General features: G+C 71.6%; 19 protein-coding genes. 5 read left to right on the forward strand and 14 right to left on the reverse strand.

The features are described from left to right. Nucleotides 1-58: 58 nt before the first annotated feature. The gene (locus AB0I81_RS38330) at nucleotides 59-952 is read right to left on the reverse strand and encodes a sugar kinase (protein ID WP_360667474.1); all 894 of its coding nucleotides are present in this window, start codon (nucleotides 950-952) and stop codon (nucleotides 59-61) included. 153 nt (nucleotides 953-1,105) lie between these two features. Between AB0I81_RS38330 and AB0I81_RS38335 the strand changes: the two genes are divergently transcribed. The 4 genes from AB0I81_RS38335 (at nucleotide 1,106) to AB0I81_RS38350 (ending at nucleotide 7,394) form a co-directional block, all read left to right on the forward strand. After that, nucleotides 1,106-3,922: a GNAT family N-acetyltransferase gene (locus AB0I81_RS38335; protein ID WP_360667477.1), complete on the forward strand. Its 2,817-nt coding sequence runs from the start codon at nucleotides 1,106-1,108 to the stop codon at nucleotides 3,920-3,922. 132 nt (nucleotides 3,923-4,054) lie between these two features. Continuing rightward, a complete protein-coding gene (locus AB0I81_RS38340; protein WP_360667480.1) occupies nucleotides 4,055-4,645 on the forward strand; it encodes a DUF5998 family protein in 591 nt (196 codons plus the stop codon). 743 nt (nucleotides 4,646-5,388) lie between these two features. Next, on the forward strand, nucleotides 5,389-6,501 hold the full coding sequence (locus AB0I81_RS38345; protein WP_360667482.1) for a nucleotide pyrophosphatase/phosphodiesterase family protein: 1,113 nt from the start codon (nucleotides 5,389-5,391) through the stop codon (nucleotides 6,499-6,501). 125 nt (nucleotides 6,502-6,626) lie between these two features. Beyond that, nucleotides 6,627-7,394 (forward strand): sulfurtransferase, encoded by a 768-nt coding sequence (locus AB0I81_RS38350; protein ID WP_360667485.1) that lies wholly within the window; start codon nucleotides 6,627-6,629, stop codon nucleotides 7,392-7,394. Nucleotides 7,395-7,613: 219 nt separating this feature from the next. Here the strand turns inward: AB0I81_RS38350 and AB0I81_RS38355 are convergent, their stop codons facing one another. The 4 genes from AB0I81_RS38355 to AB0I81_RS38370 form a co-directional block, all read right to left on the reverse strand. After that, nucleotides 7,614-10,214 carry a CHAT domain-containing tetratricopeptide repeat protein gene (locus AB0I81_RS38355; protein WP_360667488.1) on the reverse strand — a complete coding sequence of 867 codons (2,601 nt, stop codon included), beginning with the start codon at nucleotides 10,212-10,214 and terminating at the stop codon, nucleotides 7,614-7,616. 218 nt (nucleotides 10,215-10,432) lie between these two features. Next, nucleotides 10,433-10,879: a hypothetical protein gene (locus AB0I81_RS38360; RefSeq protein WP_360667490.1), complete on the reverse strand. Its 447-nt coding sequence runs from the start codon at nucleotides 10,877-10,879 to the stop codon at nucleotides 10,433-10,435. Beyond that, entirely contained in the window at nucleotides 10,876-11,403 is a 528-nt protein-coding gene (locus AB0I81_RS38365; RefSeq protein WP_360667493.1) for a sigma-70 family RNA polymerase sigma factor, read from the reverse strand. The genes AB0I81_RS38360 and AB0I81_RS38365 overlap by 4 nt, the downstream gene beginning before the upstream one ends. A gap of 72 nt (nucleotides 11,404-11,475) precedes the next feature. Then, nucleotides 11,476-12,489 (reverse strand): S8/S53 family peptidase, encoded by a 1,014-nt coding sequence (locus AB0I81_RS38370; protein WP_360667496.1) that lies wholly within the window; start codon nucleotides 12,487-12,489, stop codon nucleotides 11,476-11,478. A gap of 177 nt (nucleotides 12,490-12,666) precedes the next feature. Here AB0I81_RS38370 and AB0I81_RS38375 point away from each other — a divergent pair, with 177 nt between their 5' ends. Continuing rightward, the gene (locus tag AB0I81_RS38375; protein WP_360667498.1) at nucleotides 12,667-13,161 is read left to right on the forward strand and encodes a DUF3145 domain-containing protein; all 495 of its coding nucleotides are present in this window, start codon (nucleotides 12,667-12,669) and stop codon (nucleotides 13,159-13,161) included. Nucleotides 13,162-13,333: 172 nt separating this feature from the next. Here the strand turns inward: AB0I81_RS38375 and AB0I81_RS38380 are convergent, their stop codons facing one another. The 9 genes from AB0I81_RS38380 to AB0I81_RS38420 all read right to left on the reverse strand — a co-directional run bounded on the left by AB0I81_RS38380 (nucleotide 13,334) and on the right by AB0I81_RS38420 (nucleotide 21,640). Next, on the reverse strand, nucleotides 13,334-14,758 hold the full coding sequence (locus AB0I81_RS38380) for a carboxyl transferase domain-containing protein (RefSeq protein ID WP_360667501.1): 1,425 nt from the start codon (nucleotides 14,756-14,758) through the stop codon (nucleotides 13,334-13,336). Continuing rightward, the gene (gene fabF, locus AB0I81_RS38385) at nucleotides 14,759-15,991 is read right to left on the reverse strand and encodes a beta-ketoacyl-ACP synthase II (RefSeq protein ID WP_360667504.1); all 1,233 of its coding nucleotides are present in this window, start codon (nucleotides 15,989-15,991) and stop codon (nucleotides 14,759-14,761) included. A 39-nt stretch (nucleotides 15,992-16,030) separates the two neighbouring features. Next, complete coding sequence (locus AB0I81_RS38390; RefSeq protein WP_360667507.1) at nucleotides 16,031-16,270, reverse strand: acyl carrier protein; 240 nt, start codon at nucleotides 16,268-16,270, stop codon at nucleotides 16,031-16,033. A gap of 112 nt (nucleotides 16,271-16,382) precedes the next feature. Beyond that, nucleotides 16,383-17,339: a beta-ketoacyl-ACP synthase III gene (locus tag AB0I81_RS38395; RefSeq protein ID WP_360667510.1), complete on the reverse strand. Its 957-nt coding sequence runs from the start codon at nucleotides 17,337-17,339 to the stop codon at nucleotides 16,383-16,385. Then, nucleotides 17,336-18,232, reverse strand: a complete 897-nt coding sequence (locus tag AB0I81_RS38400; protein WP_360667512.1) for an ACP S-malonyltransferase — start codon at nucleotides 18,230-18,232, stop codon at nucleotides 17,336-17,338. The genes AB0I81_RS38395 and AB0I81_RS38400 overlap by 4 nt, the downstream gene beginning before the upstream one ends. A 103-nt stretch (nucleotides 18,233-18,335) precedes the next feature. Next, nucleotides 18,336-19,454: a helix-turn-helix domain-containing protein gene (locus AB0I81_RS38405; protein ID WP_360667598.1), complete on the reverse strand. Its 1,119-nt coding sequence runs from the start codon at nucleotides 19,452-19,454 to the stop codon at nucleotides 18,336-18,338. A 103-nt stretch (nucleotides 19,455-19,557) separates the two neighbouring features. Next, a complete protein-coding gene (locus AB0I81_RS38410; RefSeq protein ID WP_360667515.1) occupies nucleotides 19,558-19,989 on the reverse strand; it encodes a DUF350 domain-containing protein in 432 nt (143 codons plus the stop codon). Nucleotides 19,990-20,077: 88 nt separating this feature from the next. Further along, nucleotides 20,078-21,223 carry a glutathionylspermidine synthase family protein gene (locus tag AB0I81_RS38415; RefSeq protein ID WP_360667518.1) on the reverse strand — a complete coding sequence of 382 codons (1,146 nt, stop codon included), beginning with the start codon at nucleotides 21,221-21,223 and terminating at the stop codon, nucleotides 20,078-20,080. 3 nt (nucleotides 21,224-21,226) lie between these two features. Next, entirely contained in the window at nucleotides 21,227-21,640 is a 414-nt protein-coding gene (locus AB0I81_RS38420; protein ID WP_360667521.1) for a hypothetical protein, read from the reverse strand. Nucleotides 21,641-21,755 lie beyond the last annotated feature (115 nt).

Consider the following 21,755-nt stretch of genomic DNA (forward strand, 5'->3'; position numbering starts at 1 on the left):
GGAGCGGCGATGCCGCGAACAGCGATGCCGGGAACAGCGGTGCTTAGAACGGCGGTGCTTAGAACGGCGGGCGGGCGCCCAGGTGCATGATCGCCTTGGCGGCCAGCCGGCAACCCGAGGACAACGCCTCGGCCGGAGGCTTGCCCTCCAGCCACGCCGGCAGGAACCCGGCGCAGAACGCGTCACCCGCACCCGTACCGTCCACGATCTTGTCGACCGGGTCGGCGGCCACGTGCACGGGGTCGGGGCGGCCGTTGCTGTACCAGAGCGCGCCCTCGGCGGTCATCTTGATCACGACCTGCGGGAACCACGCCGTGAGCACCTTGGCGGCGGCCTCGGCGTCGTCGCGGCCCGTCAGCACCTTCGCCTGGTCGATGTTGGCGAACAGCAGCTTGGCGCCGTTGGTCCACTCCAGGAAGGGCTCGGCTCCCGTACGGTCCAGCGGCGCGGACGACGCGCAGTCCACCGAGATCGACATCCCGGCGTGCCTGGCCATGTCGAGCGCCGCGAGGCCGGCGTCACGCGAGCCCTCGTTGATCAGCGTGTAACCCGACAGGTGCAGGTGCGCACCCGAGACGAACAGGTCGCGCGGCAGGTCCTCCGGAGACAGCGCCGCGTTGGCGCCGGGGTCGGAGAGCATGGTGCGCTCGCCCTTGTGCGTCACGAGCACCACGCAGGTGCCGGTCGGCCGCTCGGGATCCATGACGAGCCGGGCGTCTACGCCGTAGCCCATCAGCTCCATGTCGCGGTTGCGCCCGGTGATGTCGGCGCCCCGGCGGCCGATGAAGGCCACCTCCGCGCCCTCCACGGCGAGCCACGACGAAATGTTCGCCCCTGAGCCGCCACCGTGCATCGTCACGATCGCGGGGGTGTCGCTTGCCCGGGCGAGCGCATAACGGGCGCGCGCTACCGCGTCGGTCATGAGATCGCCCACCACGACGACCCGCGTCATGATGTCACCACCTTGCTGCCTTCGATCGACCCTGGCCACGGCGAAACGCCACCGCAAAGCTAACAGCTTCCGGGGTGCCCGTGGGGCGTACCCCGGACACCGGGCGGCAGTCGATGCACAAGCGTTGCCCAACAGGGCCCCTGGTCTTGGCATATGGGATGCGGGTTTACGCTCGATGTTGTGGAGGCACAATATCCGGCCCACTGGGAAGCCGACGTGGTCCTGGCCGACGGCGGCACCGCGCACGTCCGGCCGATCAGGCCCGCCGACGCGGACCGCCTCCGTTCCTTCTACTCCCGGCTGTCGGACGAGTCGATCTATTTCCGGTTCTTCGGGCCCAGGCCCCGGCTGTCCGACAGGGAAGTCGAGCGGTTCACCAACGTCGACTACGTCAGCCGGGTCGCCCTGATCGCCACGATCGGCGCCGAGATGGTGGCCGTGATCCGCTACGACCGCACCGGGCCGGGCGAGGCCGAGGTGGCCTTCCTCGTCGAGGACGCGCACCAGGGCAGGGGAGTGGCCTCCGTGCTGCTGGAGCACCTGGCGGCCACGGCCCGCGAACGCGGCATCGAACGCTTCGTCGCCGACGTGCTGCCGGCCAACATGCGCATGACCGGGCTGCTGCGCCAGGCCGGTTACACGGCCCAGAGCCAGTTCGCCGACGGCGTCGTACGCATGACGCTCGACCTCACCCCCACCGACACCTCGACCGAGGTGACGGCGGCCCGCGAGCACCGGGCGGAGTCCCGCTCGATCGCCAGGCTCCTCACCCCGGGCTCCGTCGCCGTCATCGGCGCCTCGCGCGAGCCGGGCGGCGTGGGCCAGACCGTCCTGCGCAATCTGCTGGCCGCCGACTTCACCGGTCCCGTCTATCCGGTGCACCGGGAGGCGCGGGCGGTGGCGGGCGTGCGGGCCTACCCGAGCGTGTCGGCCATCGACGGCGAGGTGGACCTGGCCGTGGTGGCCGTGCCCGCCGAGGGCGTGATCGACGTCGTCAAGGAGTGCGCGGAGAAAGGCGTACACGGCCTGATCGTGGTCTCCTCCGGGTTCGGCGAGACGGGCGCGCAGGGCCGCGCCAGACAGGACGAATTGGCCCGCATCGCCCGCTCCTACGGCCTGCGCGTCGTCGGCCCCAACTGCCTGGGCATCGCGAACACCGACCCCGCCGTCAAGCTCAACGCCACCCTCGCCGCCACCGTGCCCGGCCGGGGCAAGGTCGGCTTCTTCAGCCAGTCCGGCGCGCTCGGCACCGCGCTGCTGCAACGGGTGGCGCAGCGCGGCATGGGCATCTCGGCGTTCGTCTCCGCGGGCAACCGGGCCGACGTCTCGGGCAACGACCTGCTGCAGTACTGGGAGGAGGACGACTCCACCGAGGTGATCCTGCTCTACCTGGAGTCGCTCGGAAACCCGCGCAAGTTCACCCGGCTGGCCAGGCGCATCGCCCACAACAAGCCCGTCGTGGTGGTCAAGAGCGGCGGCACCCCCACCGGGCACTCGGCGGAGGAGCTGCGGCTGCCCGATTCGGCGATCAGCTCGCTGTTCGAGCAGGCGGGCCTCATCCGGGTGGACGACCTCATCCAGCTCTTCGACGTGGGGCAACTGCTGGCCTACCAGCCGCTGCCCGCCGGTCCGCGGGTCGCGCTCGTGACCAACTCCGACGCCCTCGGCCTGCTGGCCGCCGACGCCTGCCTGGCCGCCGGGCTGGAGCCGCGCACCCCGGTCAATCTGGGGCCGGCCGCCGGGGCCGCCGAGTACGGCACGGCCCTGGCGGGCGAGCTGGCCTCACCCGACGTGGACGCCGCCGTCGTGATCTACATGCCGCCGATCCCCGGCAAGGCCGACGAGGTGGCCGCCGAACTGCTGCGGGTGTCCAAGGACGCCGCCAAGCCGGTGCTCACGACGTATCGGGGGTATTTGGGCATGCATCCGGCCCTGTGCCTGGACTGTCCGGGTGCGGCGCCCTCGCGGGGGTCCATCCCGTCGTACGCGGCGCCGGAGGAGGCCGTACGAGCCCTCGCCCATGTGGTGCGCTACGCCACCTGGCGGGCCCAGCCCTCGACACCGCCACAGGAACTGGAGAACATCGACACCGCCCGCGCCCGATCCCTGGCACAGACCACCCTCACCAGCGCCACCCCCACCCCCACCCCGGAACCCTCCACCGCCACCTCCACCCCGGAGCAGCCTTCCACCGTCACCCCCACCTTGGAGCAGCTCTCCACCTCGGAGGGCTCCGCCGCCACGCCCGCCCAGCCGGGACTGCCCGTCGAGGCTTTCGCGCCCGGGTTCGCGGAGGCCGGGCCGCCGGTGGAGATCGATGCCGCCGAGCTGCTGTCCTGCTACGGCCTGACCGTCTGGCCGGCCGAGGTCGTGCGCTCGCCGGAGGAGGCGGTGGCCGCCGCGGAGCGCCTCGGCTGGCCCGCCGTGATCAAGGTGGCTGACCCGGGGGCCTCGCGCCGCGCCGGGACCGTGCGCCTGGGGCTGACGGGACCGGAGACGGTGCGTCACGCGTACAACGAGTTCGCCGACCATTTCGGCGCGGAGGTGGAGCTGGCCGTGCAGCGGATGGCGCCGCAGCCTGCCGTGCCGACGGTCGTCGGGGTGCTGGAGGATCCGGCGTTCGGGCCCGTCGTGACGTTCGGGCTGGGCGAGGTGACCGCGCGCCTGCTGCTCGACCAGGGCTTCCGCCTGGCCCCGCTGACCGGCGAGGACGCCGCCGCCCTGGTGCGGTCCGTACGCGCCGCGCCGCTGCTGTTCGGCGAGTACGGCTACCCGCCCGTGGCGGTGGACGCCCTGGAGGACCTCCTGGTACGCGTCGGCCGTCTCGCCCACGACCTGCCCGAGCTGGCCCGCCTCGACCTGGACCAGGTGCTCGTGGGGGAGTCGGACGTCATGATCCTCGGCGCCCGTGCCATCCTCCGCACCCCCGCCGGCCCTCGCCTGGACGTGGGCCCACGCAGGCTCTCCTGATTCCTCTTTTGATTCCTCTTCGCCCTGAGCGAATGAAGTGAGGAATGTGCCCACTGCTGCCCAGACAAAAGACGTTATAGAGCGTTATATCCGGCGGGTGAGTGCACTGCCCGGTCCTGGCAGGATGGAGCCATGAGGGAAACCCGAGTCTCAGCCGCGGGCCTGCGTGAAGCGATCGAGCGCAGCGGCTACTACCCCGACCTCGTCACCGATGCGGTCGAATCCGCGCTGGGCAAGGAGGCCGTGACCGCGTTCGTGGTCCATCACGAGGCGACCTTCGATCCCGCGATGGAGGTGCGCCGCCACGTCACCGTCCTGGTGCTGTCGGCGGCACGGCTGCTGGTCTGCCACACCGATGAGCACCCGGCGGTGGAGGGCGTCTCGGCGTCCCACGCCTCCACCACCACGGAGGCCGTACGGCTCAGCCGCGTCCAGTCCGTGGCCGTCACCCGCGTCGTGCCCGACCCCGCCTCCTACGCCCCAGGCGTCCCTCCCACGGAGGTGACGCTCACCATTGGCTGGGGCGCCATCTCCCACGTGGACCTGGAGCCGGCCACGTGCGGCGACGAGAACTGCGAGGCCGACCACGGCTACACGGGCGCCATCACGGCCGACGACCTGTCGCTGCGGGTCAGTGAGGCCGCCGACGGCCCCGAGGCGGTCACCCACGTCCTCGCCTTCGCCAAAGCCCTCTCGGAGGCCACCGCCCGCGCCGCCGCCTGACCCCACCCTCCCCTCCCTCGCCCCCCCGGCCGCCTCACCCCGAGGCGACCCCCTACCGCCATGCCCCCCACCTGCCCACTCGCCACGAAGGGCCCTCGGCGGCCGGGCGCAGGACTACTCGAAGCCTCACCTCAGGGCCGTTCGTACCCACGCTCGGGACCGGCCGAAGGCGGACCTTGGGGCCGCCGCGCGGCCGCCCGAAGGTGGAGCTTGGGGCCGCTCGACGGTTGAGGTCGGGACCGCCCGAAGGTCGAGCCCGGGATCGCCCGAAGGGTTTGGCGCAGGCCGACAGAAGGTCGCGCATCGACTTCGCGCCCGGCCCGACAGCACGTGCGGCGAACGGCGCCCCACGGGCGACACGTGCGGCAACAGCGCCGCACCGGCATGCATGTCCGACGGGAGCGCCGCACGGGCAAATCAGTCCGACAGGAGCGTCGTACCAGCGAGCATGTCCGATGGGGGCGTCGCACCGGTAAGCCCGGCCGACGGGACCGTCGCACTGGCGAGCATGCCCGGTGGGAGCGCTCAGGCAGCACCCCTTTGAGAGCTCCCCGTGCGGTCCTGCGGCGAAGTCCCTCTCCGAGCGGCCCTGCGCGGGCATTCCTTCCCGTGCGGCCCTGCGACGAGATCCCTTCCCCTGTGGCGACGACAGCGGGCGGTGGATGGCGGCGGCAGCGTGTGGGTGAGTGTTGTGGGGTTGATGGGCGGTGGGTGGAGATCGTTGGAGGGCTACACTGAAGGGCATGCTGGTGCCGGGGTACGGCGGTGGGTCGCTGGCCGATCTGCCTGGTTCGTTGCTGGCCGCACTGGGCATGCGTGAGACCAACACGCTGGCCCTGGAAGCCGCCGACCGCATCTGCCTGTTCCTGGTGGACGGGCTCGGCGCCGAATTGCTCAGCGCCCACCCCGAAGCCGCCCCGTTCCTGTCCGGGATGGCGAGCAGGACGCTCACCGCCGGCTTCCCGGCCACCACCGTCACCAGCCTGTGCACCCTGGGCACCGGCCTGACTCCCGGGGAGCACGGCATGGTCGGCCTGATGCTGGCCGTGCCCGGCACCGGGCACCTGTTCAACTGCCTGCGCTGGACCCTGCCCAAACCCCTGACGATGGACCCCGAGGAGTGGCAGCCCGCCGCGACCGTCTACCAGCGCGCCGCCAAGGCCGGGATCGAGCCCGTCTACGTGGCTCCCGCCGAGTTCGAGGGCACGGGGCTGACCAAGGCCGTCTATCGCGGCGTACGGTACGCGCCCGCCGACTCCGTGGACGAGCGCGTCGCTCGCGTACATGCGGCGCTGGCCGAGCGCAGGCCCGCGCACGTCACCGTCTACTACGGCGACCTCGACGCCGTCGGCCACATGGTCGGCTGGGGGAGTGAGGAGTGGCTGCGTCAACTCGGCATCGTCGATGACATGGCCCAGCGGATCGCCGAAGGACTGCCGCCCGGATCCGCCCTGTACGTGACCGCCGACCACGGCATGGTCAACGCGACCGAGAAGATCGACGCGGAGAGCGTGCCCGAACTGACGGAAGGGGTGGCGCTGCTCGGCGGGGAGGCCAGGGCCAGGCACGTGTACACCGAGCCCGGAGCCGCCGGCCAGGTTCTGGAGGCGTGGCGCGAGACCCTGCGCGGCAAGGCGTGGGTGGTGTCCAGGCAGGAGGCGGTGGAGTCGGGCTGGTTCGGGCCCCGCGTACACAGCCGGTGGCTCGAACGCATCGGCGACGTCGTGGCAGTCCCGCACGCCGACCTGGCCATCACCGCCCCGGCGAACCACCCGTTCGAGGCGCTCTTCACCGGTTACCACGGCTCGCTGACGGCGGCCGAACAACACGTTCCGCTCCTGGAGGTTCGCTCGTGACCAGCCCGCTGATCACCCCCGCAACGCTCGCAGAACTCGCAAACGTCGCGGGAGGTGCAAGACGCGTGGGAGGCGCGGAACCGGCGGGAGGCGCGGGCAGTACGGAAGGTGCCGTGCGTGGTGGGGTGACGGTGCTTGACGTGCGGTGGCGGCTTGGTGGTCCGTCCGGGCTGGAGTTCTACCGTGAGGGTCACATCGAGGGCGCCGTCTACTGCGATCTCGACGCCGATCTCGCGGCTCCTCCCGGCCAAGGCGGGCGGCATCCGCTGCCGGACGCGGCCACGTTCCAGAGCGCGATGCGGCGGCTGGGCGTGTCCGACGGCCGCCCCGTGATCGTCTATGACGACGCCGGCGGTACCGTCGCCGCCAGGGCGTGGTGGGCGCTGCGGTACTTCGGCCACCAGGACGTACGCGTGCTCGACGGCGGCCTGCCCGCCTGGACCGAGGCCGGGCTGCCCACCACGAAGGAGACCCCCGAGCCCGCGGCGGGCGACTTCACCGCGCGGCCCGGCGGGATGCCGGCGCTGACGGCCGAGGAGGCGGCGGCGCTGGCCGAACGGGGTGTCCTGCTCGACGCGAGGGCCGCCGAACGGTACCGGGGAGAGGTGGAGCCGGTCGACCCGGTGGCCGGGCACATCCCCGGCGCCGTCAGCGCACCCACGACCGGGAACGTCGGGCCCGACGGCCGCTTCCTCACCCCCGACGCCCTGCGCGACCGCTTCGCCGGCCTGGGCGTGCGGGAAGGCAGCGAGGCAGGGGCCTATTGCGGTTCCGGCGTGACCGCGGCGCACGAGGTGCTGGCCCTGGAGGTGGCCGGCCTCCCGGCGGCCCTGTACGTGGGCTCCTGGTCCGACTGGGTGTCCGACCCTTCCCGCCCCGTCGCCACAGGCTGACCTGGGCTTTGTCAGCAAAGCCCCCACCTGCCCGAGTGGGTGGGAAGCCTCAGCGGAGGTGGCTGTCTCCGGGGTCGGAGCAGGTGGGCGAAGGCGCAGCGGAGCAGCCCGTCCCGGAACAGAGGCTCAGTAGAGGGGCCCGTCCCGGAACGGAGGCTCAGTAGAGGGGCCCGTCCCGGAACGGAGGCTCAGTAGAGGGGCCCGTCCCGGAACGGAGGCTCAGTAGAGGGGTTCGTCGCCGGAGCCGAAGCAGACGAATCCGTACTCGCCGGTCTTGGCCGCCGCCGACGCCAGAGCGGCGTCCGGCGGTTGTCCGGCGGCCACGAGCTCATGGAACGCGCTCATCACCGTCCTGGCCGCCTCGTCCCCCACCGGCACCATCCCGGCCACCACACATCTCGTCCCCTTGGCCAGAAACGTCCCGGGCAACCCCAGTGGCGCGCCTTCCATGGGGGTACGCGACATGCCGGAGTTGCAGGCCGACAGCACCACCAGCCCGGCAGAGCGCGACAGTTCCAGCAGGTCGTAGGCCATGAGCGGCCCGTCGTCCAGCGTGATCCCCGACACCAGCGGGCTGCGCGCGTGGAACACCCCGTGCGCCGCCACGTGAACGACGTCCGCCGTGCCCAGGGCGTCCAGCACCGACTCGACCCGCCCGGGAACCTGCCGCGCCCCGGGATGGCAGGTCAGCACGTGCGCCACCTCGGCGTGCGCGTGCGCCAGTCCGGGCCCGGCCGCCGCGACCACCTGGGGCCGGTGGTCCGGGCGTGAAGGGCGGGTCCTGCGGGCGCGCAGCCAGGCCGCCGCGCTGGCCGCCACGCCGACCGGCCGGCCGCGCAGGTGCGGCAGCGCGCCCCACGGCAGCGTGTGCAGGGCGCCCACCGGCACCGCCACCAGGGGCCGGTCGTCCAGATCCGCCGCCAGGGGGCGCAGCATGAGCCGTTCGACCTCCATGGCCGCGGCATCGACCTCCTGCTCGCGGCTGCGGCGGCGCAGCGCGTACCGCAGGCGGATGATCGCCTCCTTGACCTGCCGCACGCCGCCCAGCCGCCGCAACAGCAGCCGCTCCTCGCTCAGCAGTACGGCCAGCAGCGCGTCGCGGTCGGCCACGTACTCCACCAGAGCCCTGCGCCCCAGCTCGGCGCGTACGCGGTCGGCGTCCACCAGGGCGCACGCGTGCGCGGGAGCCGTCACGGCCCGCCATCGCTCCGCCCACTCGAACACCTCACCCGCGCCCCCGTCGCGTACCGCCAGCTCCAGCCCGAACGCCGCCAGCCGCTCCCCGGCCCTGGCGGCGTGGGCGCGCAGCGACGGGTCCTCGAAGGCGTCCACGCGTCCGCTGACCTCCGTCAGCCCGTCGCGTACCGCATGGAAGGCCCCCGTGACGTCCTCCTGCAGGGCCGACCGCAGCGCCAGCGCGTGCTGGCGCACCTGCGGCGGGATCTGCGCGGCCTGCGCGAACTGCCTGGCCTGCGGCTCGGAGGCCAGCGAGGTCAGCCGGGTGCCCGCGGGCGTCCACCGTTCGCGCGGCTCGGCGTGCCGCGTCAGCCTGTCCAGCTGCGCGGAAGCGGTGGGGTGGTCGTCCACGGCGAGCGCCGCCTCGGCCGCCGCCAGCCGCAGCGCCGCGGCTCCCGCCGCGTGCGCGAACCCGTTCTCCAGCTCGTCGGCGCACGAGATCAGCTCGGCGACCAGCTCGGAGCTGATGGGTCCGACCGCCAGCCTGGAACGCAGGAGGACCTCCCTGGCCAGCGGCAGCCACGACGTCCGCTCCTGCTCGGCCAGCTCCCGCGAGGCCAGCTCGGCCACCCGCATGGCCTCGTGCGGGTCGCCGGTCAGCAGCTCCACCTGGGCCAGCTTGAGCCGGGCCTCGGCCAGCGCGACGTGCGCGCCGGACGACTCCAGATCCGGTACGGCCAGGCTCAGCATGGCCCGGGCCTCGCCCGGCAGGTGGGCGGCCAGCAGGGCGCCGGCGAAGTCCGCCCGCATCGTGGCCAGCCGCTCTGGATGGCCGAACAGGGTGTCCTCGGCGTCGTGATAGTGCCGGAACGCTCCGGCGATGTCCCCTCTGCGTACCGCGAGAAAGGGCAGGTTGGCGGCCGACAGGCAGGCCAGGTGCCGCAGGCCGGCGTGCCGGGAGATCTGCAGGCACGTGGTGAGGTCGCGCATGGCGGCGTCCCAGTCGCCCCGGTAGGAGTGGACGAGGCCGCGGTTGAGCAGCCCGCCGGCCAGGAACCTGCGGTCGTCGACGGTGCCGGGCGCGGTGGACAGGGTTTGCAGCGCGCGGTCGGACGATGCGACGGCCTCCTGGTGGCGGCCGAGGTGGGCCAGGGCGACCGCGCGCTGGGTGTCGAGCTTGGCGCGGTCGAGCGGGGAGAGGTAGGCCCAGGCGAGCGCGGCCACGCGCAGGGCCTGCAGCGGGTGGCCGCGTTCCGTGCGCACGGTGACGAGGGACAGGCGGGCCTGGGCGGTGCGCTCCGCCGGTGCGCCGCGGATCGCGATCGCCTCACGGAGGTGTTGTTCCGCGCTGTCCAGGTCGCCCAGTTCGCGGGCGGCCAGTCCCAGCGACCGCAGCGCCATCACCTCGGCCTCGACGCAGCGGCCGCGCCGTGCCGCGGCGAGGATGGCGCGGCCGGCCCTGATGGCGTGGTCGGGCGCGACCAGCGCACGCACCAGGGCGGCCTCGGCCGCCCTGACGAGCGGGTGCGGACCGCCGGGGAGGGGTGGTGAGTGCGGGTTGCCGGGGACGGGCGGGTGCGGGCCGCCGGGGACGGGCAGGCGGACCTCGCCGGGTGAGCCCAGCCCGTCCGATGCTGCGCTCATGACCGCCTCGGTCGAGGATTGTGGACGGTTCGGCCGGTGTTCATGACCGCCTCGGTCGAGGATTGTGGACGGTTCGGCCGGTGTTCATGACCGCCTCGGTCGAGGTTCGTGGGCGGCTCGGCCGGAGTTCATGACCGCCTCGGTCGAGAGCTCATGGCTGCCTTGGTCGAAGACGGCCGGGAGCGAAGCGCGGTGCTCCCGGCCGGGTCTCTGGCGGGTCAAGGGCGGATGCGTACCCATGTGGTCTGGATGGGCGCGTGGCCGGGCCGGTGGCAGACCACGCTGAGCCAGCCGGGTGGCAGGCCGGTGGCCGCGAACTGGCCGTTGTGGGCGATCCGCCGGGTCAGGGTCAGGTGCGGGGATCTCACATCGACCAGCGCGCCCTCTCCCGGGTACGGGGAGATGTGCCCCGCGACGTCGATGAGCCCGTCGCCCTCCGTCACCTCCAGATCGAAGGTGAGCCCGGCCGCGACGAAACGCACCAGATGTGAGTTGTCGTCGTCGCGGACGCTCCGGATGGCGGCCGACTCGGCGTGTGCGGCGGTCATCGCTTGGGGGATCCGAAGCCGGTAGGCGTCACGTGCGGCGGTGGACACGTGTCTCGGGATCGGATCGTTCCCGGTGGCCAGCCGGAGGGCCGCCAGGAAGTATTCGTCGTTGATCATTGCGCCGTCTCCTGTAGTGAGATCAGAGTGCGCAGTTTTTCCAGGCAGCGTGCCTTGGTTGGGCCGACGCTGCCCGCGGGCATGCCTAGCCGCGCGGCCAATTGCTGGTTGCCGAGATCGCTCGCGACCAGCTGGAGGAGTGTGCGGCAGGGTTCTTGGAGGTCGGAAACCATCTTCCAGAGCAGGCGCCGGCCGTCGGCCTCCAGGACGGCGGTCGCCGGGTCAGGAACTACGAGGATGTCCGTGGCGGAGACGCCTGACAGCTCCCTGCGCCGGAGCAGGAGGGCCTCGCGGCGCACGGTGGTAACGAGCCATCCTCCCACTGCCGCCGGATCCCTGATGCTCTCGAAGCTCTGCAGAAGACGCAGCCAGGCGCCCTGGACCGCGTCCGCCGCGTCGGCGGGGTTCAGGCCGCACGCACGGGCCACGGCCCACATGCGCGGCCCGAACCGCGATTCCAGCTCGTCCCAGGCCGACCGGTCGCCGTCGGCCGCCGCGGCGAACAGCTCCGCTGCCTCACGCATGCGGCCTCCTTCCGTCCGGCACGAAGGGGCGATCATGCCTCCTCGTGATTGACCGGGGACTGTGCGTAAACTCTACAGACTCGCCGGGAAGAGAACCCCCAGATCGGGAATTTGCGGGGTCTCCTCGGAGTCAAGGAGCCGCTTGATCCACTCTTGGGCCGGCTCGTGCCTGGCCGCGTCCGCGATGGCGCCCGCCACCAGCGCGGTGGCGAACGAGGTGCCGCTCCACGCCGCGTAGCCGCCGTACTCGCCCGCGTCGAGATAGCTGCTGGCCAGCCAGTCGCCCCTGGCGCAGGCGTCGACCCAGGTGCCGTATCCGGAGTAGGGCGCCCGGCGCTGCTGGGTGGCGTCCACGGCCGCCACGCCGATCGCGCAGGGCAGCGCGGCGGGCCAGAACGGCCGGTCGGAGCCGGTGTTCCCGGCGGCGGCCACGGTCACCGTCTCGCTCAGCGCGCCGATGGCGTCGGCCAGCAGGGGCGGCGGCCGGTCGTCGAAGGTGTGGCAGCCGAAGGACAGGTTGAGCACCGCGGGAGGGCGCTCGCGCATCCGATGGAGTGCGCGTACGACGCCCGCCTCGTCACCGATCCCGTCGCCGTCGAGCACCCGCCGCACGCGCAGCGACACGCCCGGGGCCCGCCGCATCAGAAGTCCCGCGATGAACGTCCCGTGACCGGCCTGCGACCCCTCGGGGGCGTCGGCCTCGTCGGGGCCGAGCCCGGCGTACCAGTCGCTGCCCGACCACCACGGATGCTTGGCGATGCCGGTGTCGAGCACGCCCACGACCACGTTGGAACGGTTCCTGCCGGGCTTGAACGCGATCGGCGGGGCGGGGAAGGGCCTGGACGCGGGGCCGCCGAAGAACAGGGGCTGACCGCGCAGCACGTGGTTCGGCGAGGCCCGCAGGCCCTGGTCGCGGAGGTCGGCGGTGATCTCGCACGGATCGACGCCGGGGGACAGGTGGATCACGCAGACGCCGTCGGCTTCACTGACCGCCTGCGTCCAGCGCGACGCGGCGGCGAGAGCGGTCCGGTCGGTCAGTACCTGACCTGGGCGGATGAACGCCTCGCCGACAGATTGGATTTCCATGGGCGGGTATGTTTCCGCGTTCGCCACAACTTTCACCCGCCACTCCCGCACCAACTTGGTATGGCCCCCCTCTGGTGCCAGGTGGCGACCGACGGTAGTCTCTCCCTAGTCACTTGTGATCATCCCGAGTATGAGGCCGTTGGGGAAGGCGCACCTCGTACCGAAACGGGAGGTCCGGTGTCTGCTCGTGGCGTCCTTTACGTCCACTCGGCTCAGCCCGCGCTGTGCCCTCATATCGAATGGGCAGTCGCGGGTGTCCTTGGCGTGCCCGTAGACCTGACGTGGACGCCGCAGCCCGCCGCGCCCAATGTCGTGCGCGCGCAGGCGGAGTGGGAGGGCCGCGCGGGCATCGCGGCGGCCATCGCCTCCTCCCTCATGGGCTGGCAGCGCCTCAGGTTCGAGATCACCGAGGACTCCTCGCCGGGCGTGGACGGCTCCCGGCACGCCTACACGCCGACGCTCGGCGCCTTCACGGCGGTCATCGGCGCCGCCGGCGACATCATGATCCCCGAGGACCGGCTGCGCGCCGCGATGATGATGGCCGCCCAGGGCCGGTGCGCGCTGGAGGACGAGCTGGACAAGATGCTCGGCAGACCGTGGGACGAGGAACTTGAGCCGTTCAGGTACGCGGGCGACGGCGCCCCGGTGAGGTGGCTGCACGCGGCCGTCTGAGCACCTCCCGGCCGCTAACGCCACCCCCGGCCCTGGCGCGCCGTAGGTGGAACGCCCAGACGGCGCTAACGGCCCCATACGCCCCCTACGAGCACACGAGCCCCATACGAGCACACGAGCATGCGAAAGGCCCCGTACCGATGGGTACGGGGCCTCCTGCGTCTATCGGTCGTTACAGCGGGATGTTCCCGTGGGCGCCCCTGGCCGGGGTCGCCTGGGCGAGCACCTTGGCGATGGCGCCGCGGGTCTCCTCGGGCTTGATCACCTCGTCGATGACCCCCAGTTCCTGAGCCCTGGCCAGCCCGCCGACGATCTTCTCGTGCTCCTCGGCCAGCCGCCGCTCCAGCTCGGCCCGCTCCTCCTCGGGCGCCGCCGCCAGCTCGCGCCGCTTGATGATGCGCACCGCGGCTACCGCGCCCATGACCGCCACCTCGGTGGTCGGCCAGGCGAAAACCTTGGTCGCGCCGAGCGCGCGGGAGTTCATCGCGATGTACGCCCCACCGTACGCCTTACGCGTGATCAGCGTGACCCGCGGCACAGAGGCCTCGGCGAAGGCGTGCAGCAGCTTGGCGCCGCGCCGGACCACGCCGTCGTGCTCCTGCCCGACGCCCGGCAGGTAACCGGGCACGTCCACCAGGACGACCAGCGGCACGCCGAAGGCATCGCACATGCGTACGAACCGGGCGGCCTTCTCGGCGGAGGTGGCGTCGAGGCAGCCGCCGAGCCGCATCGGGTTGTTGGCGATGACCCCGACCGTACGGCCGCCGAGACGGCCGAGCGAGGTGACGATGTTGGGCGCCCACTTGGGGTGCAGTTCGATGCCCGGCTCGTCGAGCAGACCGTTGACCAGCGGCTTGACGTCGTAGGCGCGGCGCGCGGACTCGGGCAGCAGCGTGGAGAAGTCCACCTCGCCGATCTCGCCCGTGCGCACCCGGCCCTGGTGGCCGAGGAGCGTGGCGAGCTGGCGGGCCTTGACGAAGGCGTCGGTCTCGGACTTGGTCACGATGTGCGCGACGCCGCTGCGCTTGCTGTGCGGCTCGACGCCGCCCAGAGCGGCGCTGTCGACGCTCTCACCGGTGACGCTGCGTACCACGTCGGGGCCCGTGACGAAGATGCGGCCGGAGTCGGCCAGGATGACGATGTCGGTGAGGGCGGGACCGTACGCGGCGCCGCCGGCGGCGGGACCGACCACCACGGAGATCTGCGGCACGACGCCGGACGCCTTCGTCATGGCGGCGAAGACCCGGCCGACGGCGTGCAGGGACTCGGCGCCTTCGAGCAGGCGCGCGCCACCGGAGTGCCAGATCCCGATGACCGGCACCCGCTCGCGGACGGCCACGTCGTAGGCGTGCACGATGTGCTCGCAGCCCTCGCCGCCCATCGCGCCGCCCTGGAAGCGGGCGTCGCTGCAGAAGACGACGACGGGAACGCCCTCGACGCGGCCCATGGCGGCCAGGACGCCGCTCTTGTCCTCGGGAGTGATCAGCCGCAGCGAGCCCTCGTCGAGCAGCGCGGCCATGCGGGCGACTGGATCGCGGGGATCGGCAGGCTCCTGATCGGAGCCGGCACTCACCACCCTGTTGTCGATCACGGTCATTTAAGCCCCCTTAAACACGACGGTCACGTTGTGACCGCCGAATCCGAACGAGTTGTTCACGGCGGCGATGTCGCCGTCCGGCAGCCTGCGGTTCTCGCCGTGGACGAGATCCACTTCGATGCCGTCGTCGATGTTGTCGAGGTTGATGGTCCTGGGCACGATCCGCTCCTGCAGCGCCTTGATCGTGAAGACGGACTCGATGCCGCCCGCGCCGCCGAGCAGGTGCCCGGTCATCGACTTGGTCGAGGTCACCAGCGGGTGCGTGCCGATGGCCTTGGCCACCGCCTGCACCTCGCCGACGTCGCCCGAAGGGGTCGAGGTGGCGTGCGCGTTGACGTGCTTGACGTCGAGGCCGCTCACGCCGGCGTCGGTGAGCGCCTGCGTCATCGCCATGATCTGGCCCCGGCCCTCGGGCTCCGGCTGCGTGATGTGGTGGGCGTCGGCCGAGTAGCCGATGCCCGCGCACTGGGCGTAGATCCGCGCGCCGCGCGCCTTGGCGTGCTCCTCGGACTCCAGCACGACGACGCCGGCGCCCTCGCCGAGCACGAACCCGTCACGGTCGCGGTCCCACGGGCGCGAGGCGCCCTCGGGGTCGTCGTTGCGCTGGGACATGGCCCGCGCCGCGGCGAAGGCGGCGATGTTGAGGCCGTGGATGGCCGCCTCGGTGCCGCCCGCGACCACCACGTCGGCGCGGCCCGCCCTGATCATGTCCATCGCGTAGCCGATGGCCTCGGCGCCGGACGCGCAGGCCGAGACCGTGGCGTGCACGCCCGCCTGAGCGCGCAGGTCGAGCCCGATCCAGGCGGCGGGGCCGTTGGGCATGAGCATCGGCACGGTGAAGGGCGACAGCCGGTTCCAGCCGCGCTCCTTCCACAGGTCGTACGCGCTGAGCGTGGTCGAGATGCCTCCGATGCCGCTGGAGACCACGACGCCGAGCCGCTCGGGCGCCACCTGGGGCGTGCCCGCGTCCTGCCAGGCCTCCCTGGCGGCGACCAGCGCGAACTGCTCGCTGCGGTCGAGGCGGCGAGCCTCGGGCCGCGGCAGCACCTCGGCGGGATCGACCGCGGCCGTCCCCGCGAACTTCACGGGGACGGAGTCGATCCAGTCCGAGGTCAGCGTTTTGATACCCGACTGACCGGCGAGGAGCGCCGTCCAGGTCGAGGTGACGTCTCCACCGACGGGCGTCGTCGCGCCAAGCCCGGTGACGACGACACGTACCCGGTTCGCACTCACGTTTCGCGCTCCTTACTGATCAAGTCGGGATAAGGCTGGTCAGCCCTGGATGAAGTTGATGACGTCCTTGACCGTCTTCAGGTTCTTGAGCTGGTCGTCGGGGATCTCGGCGCCGAACTCGTCCTGGGCGGCCACGGCGATCTCGACCATGGACAGGGAGTCGATGTCGAGGTCGTCCACGAAGTTCTTCTCGGGCGTCACGTCCGAGGCGGGGATGCCCGTGATCTCGTTGATGATCTTGCCGAGGCCCGCGAGGATTTCCTGCTCGGTGGCAGCCATGTCGCTAGTTCTCCTTCTGGTTTTCCTGGGTACTGCGCGGACGACGCCGCACAAGCTTGACTTGCGGTGACACCTTGTTGAGAGGGCCGCCGCGAGTAGCGGTCACTGAAACTTACGGGATCTCGATCACTTGTCCGGCATAGGTCAGGCCCGCGCCGAAGCCGAGCACCAGTGCCAGGCCACCCGAGCGGACCTCGCCACGCTCCAGCATGCGCGAGAGCGCCAGCGGGATGGAGGCTGCCGAGGTGTTACCCGCACTGACGATATCGCGGGCGATGACGGCGTTGTCCGCACCGACCTTGCGGGCGATGGCCTCGATGATGCGCAGGTTGGCCTGGTGCGGCACGAAGGCCGCCAGCTCCGACGGGTCGACGCCGGCGCGTGCGCAGGCTTCGAGCGCCACCGGGTGCAGCGCCGTGGTGGCCCACCGGAAGACCGTCTGGCCCTCCTGGTAGAGGTAGTCGTTACGGTCCTTGATCGAGATCGCTTCCGACTTGTCACCGGAACTGCCCCAGACCACGGGGCCGATGCCGGGTGTCTCGGACGGGCCGACCACCGCCGCGCCGGCGCCGTCGGCGAAGATCACGGCGGTGGACCTGTCGGTCCAGTCCACCCACTGCGACAGCTTCTCCGCGCCGATGACCAGCACGTTCCTGGCCGATCCCGCGCGTACGGCGGAGTCGGCGGTGGCCAGCGCGTAGCAGAACCCGGCACAGGCGGCGTTGACGTCGAACGCGCCGGGAGACTTGATGCCCAGCCGGTGCGCCACGACCGCGGAGGCGTTGGGGATCTGGCTCTCCAGCGTACAGGTGGCCACGATGACCAGGTCGACGTCGTCGGGGGACAGGCCACTGGCGGCCAGCGCCTTGCCGCCGGCGATGGCGGCCATGTCCTCCAGCGGCTCCTCGGCAGGGGCGACCCTGCGCTCCTTGATGCCGACCCGGGACTGGATCCACTCGTCGTTGGTGTCCATGGTCTTGGCCAGGTCGTCGTTGGTGACGACGTTCGACGGCTGGTAGTGGCCGAGGGCCAGCACCCTGCCGCCGGGGGCGATAGCGGGAATCTTCACTTGGTCAGCTCCCTGGCCGCGTCGAGATCGTCGGGGGTCTTGAGCGCCACGACCTGCACCCCGTTCAGGCCGCGCTTGGCCAGCCCGGTCAGCGTGCCGCCGGGCAGCAGTTCGATCAGCTTGGTGACGCCGAGTCCGGCCATGGTCTCCATGCAGGCGCCCCATCTGACGGGGTTGCTCACCTGGTTGACCAACCTTTGGAGAAACTCGGCGCCGGAGGCGACCGCCCGGCCGTCGGAGTTGGACAGCAGCGCGATGCGGGGATCGGCCGGTACGACGTTCCAGGCGGCCTCGCGCAGGCTTTCGACTGCGGGGGCCATGTGGTGGGTGTGGAAGGCCCCCGCCACGGAGAGCGAACGCAGGCGGGCGCGGGCCGGCGGCTCCTGGTTGAAGGCGGCGAGCTGCTCCAGCGTGCCGCCCGCCACGATCTGGCCGGCGCCGTTGATGTTGGCGGGGGTCAGCCCGTGCTTCTCGATGCAGGCCAGCACGTCCTCCTCGACGCCGCCGAGTACGGCGGTCATGCCGGTCTCGGTGACGGCGGCGGCCTTGGCCATGGCCATGGCGCGGTCGCGGACCAGGCGCAGCGCCTCCTCGTGGGTGATCACTCCGGCCAGCGCGGCGGCGGCGAACTCGCCGACGCTGTGGCCCGCCAGCAGGTCGGGGGCCACCCCGAGCGCCTCGGCGGAGGCCAGCGCGGCGGCCACGAGCAGCGGTTGCGCGACGGCGGTGTCGCGGATCTCGTCGGCGTCGGCGGTGGTGCCGTAGGCGACCAGGTCGATCCCGACGATCTCCGACCAGCCGCCGAGTCTGTCCGCCAGACCGGGCAGTTCGAGCCAGGGAGTCAGGAAGCCTGGAGTTTGGGCACCTTGGCCCGGAGCGACGAGTACAAGCACAAAAACCACCTTGCCCTGTAGAACTTCGACACGCGGCTGGAGATCCGTACGAACTTTGTCCGGGGTGATTTGTAGGAAACCTACAGTGGGGATTTCGGCGGCATTACGTTAGGGCCCGCCAGGTTACGGCGCTTTCCGAGAGCCTGCCGAGGATCAGGCCGACCTGGAGCGTGAAGGCCGACCTGCCCTCCGTCGGCTGGTAGCCGGTCAGCTCGGTGATTTTCTTCAGCCGGTAGCGCACGGTGTTGGGGTGCACGAACAGTAGCCGCGCCGTCGCCTCCAGTGAGGTGCCCTGCTCCAGGTAGGTCGCCAGGGTATCGAGCAGCGGCGTGCCCGCGAGCGGCAGGAACACGTTCTCGATGAGCTGCTCCCTGGCGTCTGCGTCGCCGTCGAGCGCCCGTTCGGCCAGCAGGTCCTCCGCGTGCACCGGCCTGGGGGCGTCCGGCCAGCCGCAGGACGCCTTCAGCCCGGCCAGCGCCGCCCTGGCGGACCTGGCGGCGGCGTGCAGGTCGGGCACCTCGGGTCCGATGACGATGGGGCCCACGCCGAAGCGGGCCACGACCTGCTTGGCCGCCTCGTTGACGCTGCCGGCGCCGCCCACGATCACGATGAGCCGGTCGGCCTGCACGCCGGCCAGCAGGTCCATGCCGATCCTGCGGCCCTTCTCGCGCAGCCCGTCGATGACCGCGCGGGGATCGTCGTCGGGGGCGTGACCGGCGATGACGACCACGGGGGAGGAGGTCCAGCCGAGCGCGGCGGCCCAGGAGTGCAGGCCGTCGTCCACCTCGCCGCGTACGAGCGCGTCCACGATCAGGGCCTCGAGCCTGGCGTCCCACGAGCCCCTGGCCTCGGCCTCGCGGGCGTAGACGTGGGCGGCGGCGAAGGCCACGTCGCGGGTGTAGCGCAACATGGCCTGCTGGAGCTGGTCCTCGCCGCCCGGCGCGGCCAGCTCGTGGGCCTGGGCCTCGACGACCTCGACCACGACCCTGACGATGTCGACCGTCTGCTGCAGCGAGATGGAGCGCTTGAGCTCGCGCGGCGCCGTACCGAAGAACTCGATGCTGGGCGTGTCCCTGCCCGCCTGCTGGAACCACTCCACGAACGCGGCGATCCCGGCCTGGGCCACGAGCCCCACCCACGACCGGTCCTCGGCACTGAGCGCGCGGAACCACGGCAGCTGCTCGTCCATGCGCGCCATGGCCGCCGTGCCCAGCGAGCCCATGGCGCGCTCGAGCCTGCGGGTCGTGTCCTCCCGGGTCCGGTCTGTCACGCCTCCTAGAGTGCCAGGTCCCTTCGGATGGCCGGAACGCCGGTTCGTGCCGGTGCTAGATCACGGCCACGGCGGTGATCAGGCCGATCATGACATGGGTGACCGCCAGCAGCCGCGCGCCCGGCTGCAACTCCTGCTCCTTGACCAGGTCGCGTACCGAGATGCCGACGATCTTGTCGAACAGCAGCATCGCCACCGTCTGCACCACGATGCCGACCAGGCCGAACACCGCCGTGCCCGCCAGGCCCTCGGAGAGCCGGCCGCCGGAGGCGAAGATGGAGGCGGCCACGATGAGGCCGATGGCGGCCAGGGCGGAGGTGGTCAGCAGGGTGGCGTTCGGGTTGCGCTCGCTGCGGATGACCTCGCTCAGCTTGCCCGGGGTGGCCCAGTCGATCACGTAGAAGCCGACGATCATCAGGATCACGCCGACGGCGGCGTACGCGGCGATGGCGCCGGAGCCGCGGGCGAGGGTTTCGAGAAGGGTCACTTCGGGTCCGTTCTGGAGGTGGTCTCGGTGAAGGAGTCGTCGGTCAGCTGTTGATGCGGGTGTGGGACGAAGGAGGAGGTGTCGTCGGTCAGCTGTTGATGCGGTGTGGGACGAAGGAGGAGGTGTCGTCGGTGATCAGGCCGGTCGTCTCCCTGAGGCCCAGCCCGGCGGCCTCGTCGGCGACCACCCACGCGCCGAGCACCGGCCGCTGCCCCTCGAACACGGGCAGGGCCTCGAAACCCTGGTAGACGTACCCCTCCTGGCCGTACACGCCCGGCGTCTCCTGCGTGCCCTGCGGCGTGACGATGCGCATCGAGGCGCCCTCCCTGCCGAGCAGCGGCTTGGCGATGTAGGAAGTCAGGTCGCGGGGGCCGTCGAGATAGGCGGGCAGCAGGTTGGGGTGGCCCGGGTTGAGCTCCCACAACACCGCCAGCAGCGCCTTGTTCGACAGCAGGGTCTTCCACAGCGGTTCGATCCAGGTGGAGTGCCGTACGGCGTGGTGCCCGAAGTCCTCGGCCAGCATCCACTCCCACGGGTAGAGCTTGAACGCCGAGCGCATGACGCGCCCCTCCATGTCCGTGAAACGCCGGTTGAGCGAGTCCCAGCCGATGTCCTCCATGGCGATGGCCACGGTCTGCAGTCCGGCCTGCTCGGCGGTCTCCTGTAGGTAGGCCACCGTCATGGCCTCCTCGCCCGTCTCGTCGGAGTTGGTGAAGGCGAAGTGGGTGGGCCCCGGTGGCAGGCGCAGCTCGCGCCAGCGGTCGATGAGCCGCTCGTGCACCGAGTTCCACTGGTCGTCGCCGGGGAAGACGTCCTGCAGCCAGAACCACTGCACGACCGACGACTCCACCAGCGAGGTGGGCGTGTCGGCGTTGTACTCCAGCAGCTTGGCCGCGCCCGTGCCGTCGTAGCGCAGGTCGAAGCGGGCGTACAGGTGGTCGTCGCGGCGCTCCCACGAGCGCGCGACCTCCTCCCAGGCCCACTCGGGGATGGCGAAGTCGGCGTAACGCCCGGCGGAGACCACGTGCTCGACGGCCCCCAGGCACATCTCGTGCAGCTCCTCGACCTGGCGCTCCAGCTCCTCGACCTCGTCCATCGAGAAGACGTAGTGGACGGACTCGTCCCAGTACGGCCTGTTAAGCCCGGCCGGGTGGGCCGCGCGGTGATAGGCCAGGCCCTGGCCCTCGATCGTCTTCTCCCAGTCGTCCCTGGGAGTGGCGTGCTCGCGGCGCATCGGTCAGCTCCCGCCGGTCCCGCTGCGGCCGAAGCCGCCCCGCTGGATCTCCTTGCCGCTCCTGCTGGTGATGGTCACGTCGGAGGGGCGCAGCGTGGTGCCGTTCCGGACGTGGGTGCCGACGCGGTGACCGCCGTAGTACCACAGGTACGCGCCGTGGGAGCCTCCGTAGCTGCGGGTGGAGTCGTCGCAGTAGGAGTCGTCCACCACCTCGTAGGAGCCTGCCGGTGGGGAGGAGGTGCTGGTGGTCGGGCTCGGGGATGCCGAGGGGGTGGGGGTCGGCGTGAAGTCGCCGTAGCCGGCCTGGGTGGTGTCGTCTCTCACCCTGACGCAGTCGGCGGTGACGTCATCGTCGTCGTCGTTCACGGCGGCGCAGTAGCCCACGACCATTACGGACAGGACCCCCAGTACGGCCAATGGGATGATCTTCGAACTTTTGCGCGGCGGCGTGGGCGCCTGCGACGGCTTAACCATTCAACTCCTGCTTTCCTGGGCCGATCAGCCTAGCGGCGGCCCTTGTCCCCGTTCAATG

This window comes from Nonomuraea sp. NPDC050404, assembly GCF_040655495.1.
Taxonomy (GTDB): domain Bacteria; phylum Actinomycetota; class Actinomycetes; order Streptosporangiales; family Streptosporangiaceae; genus Nonomuraea.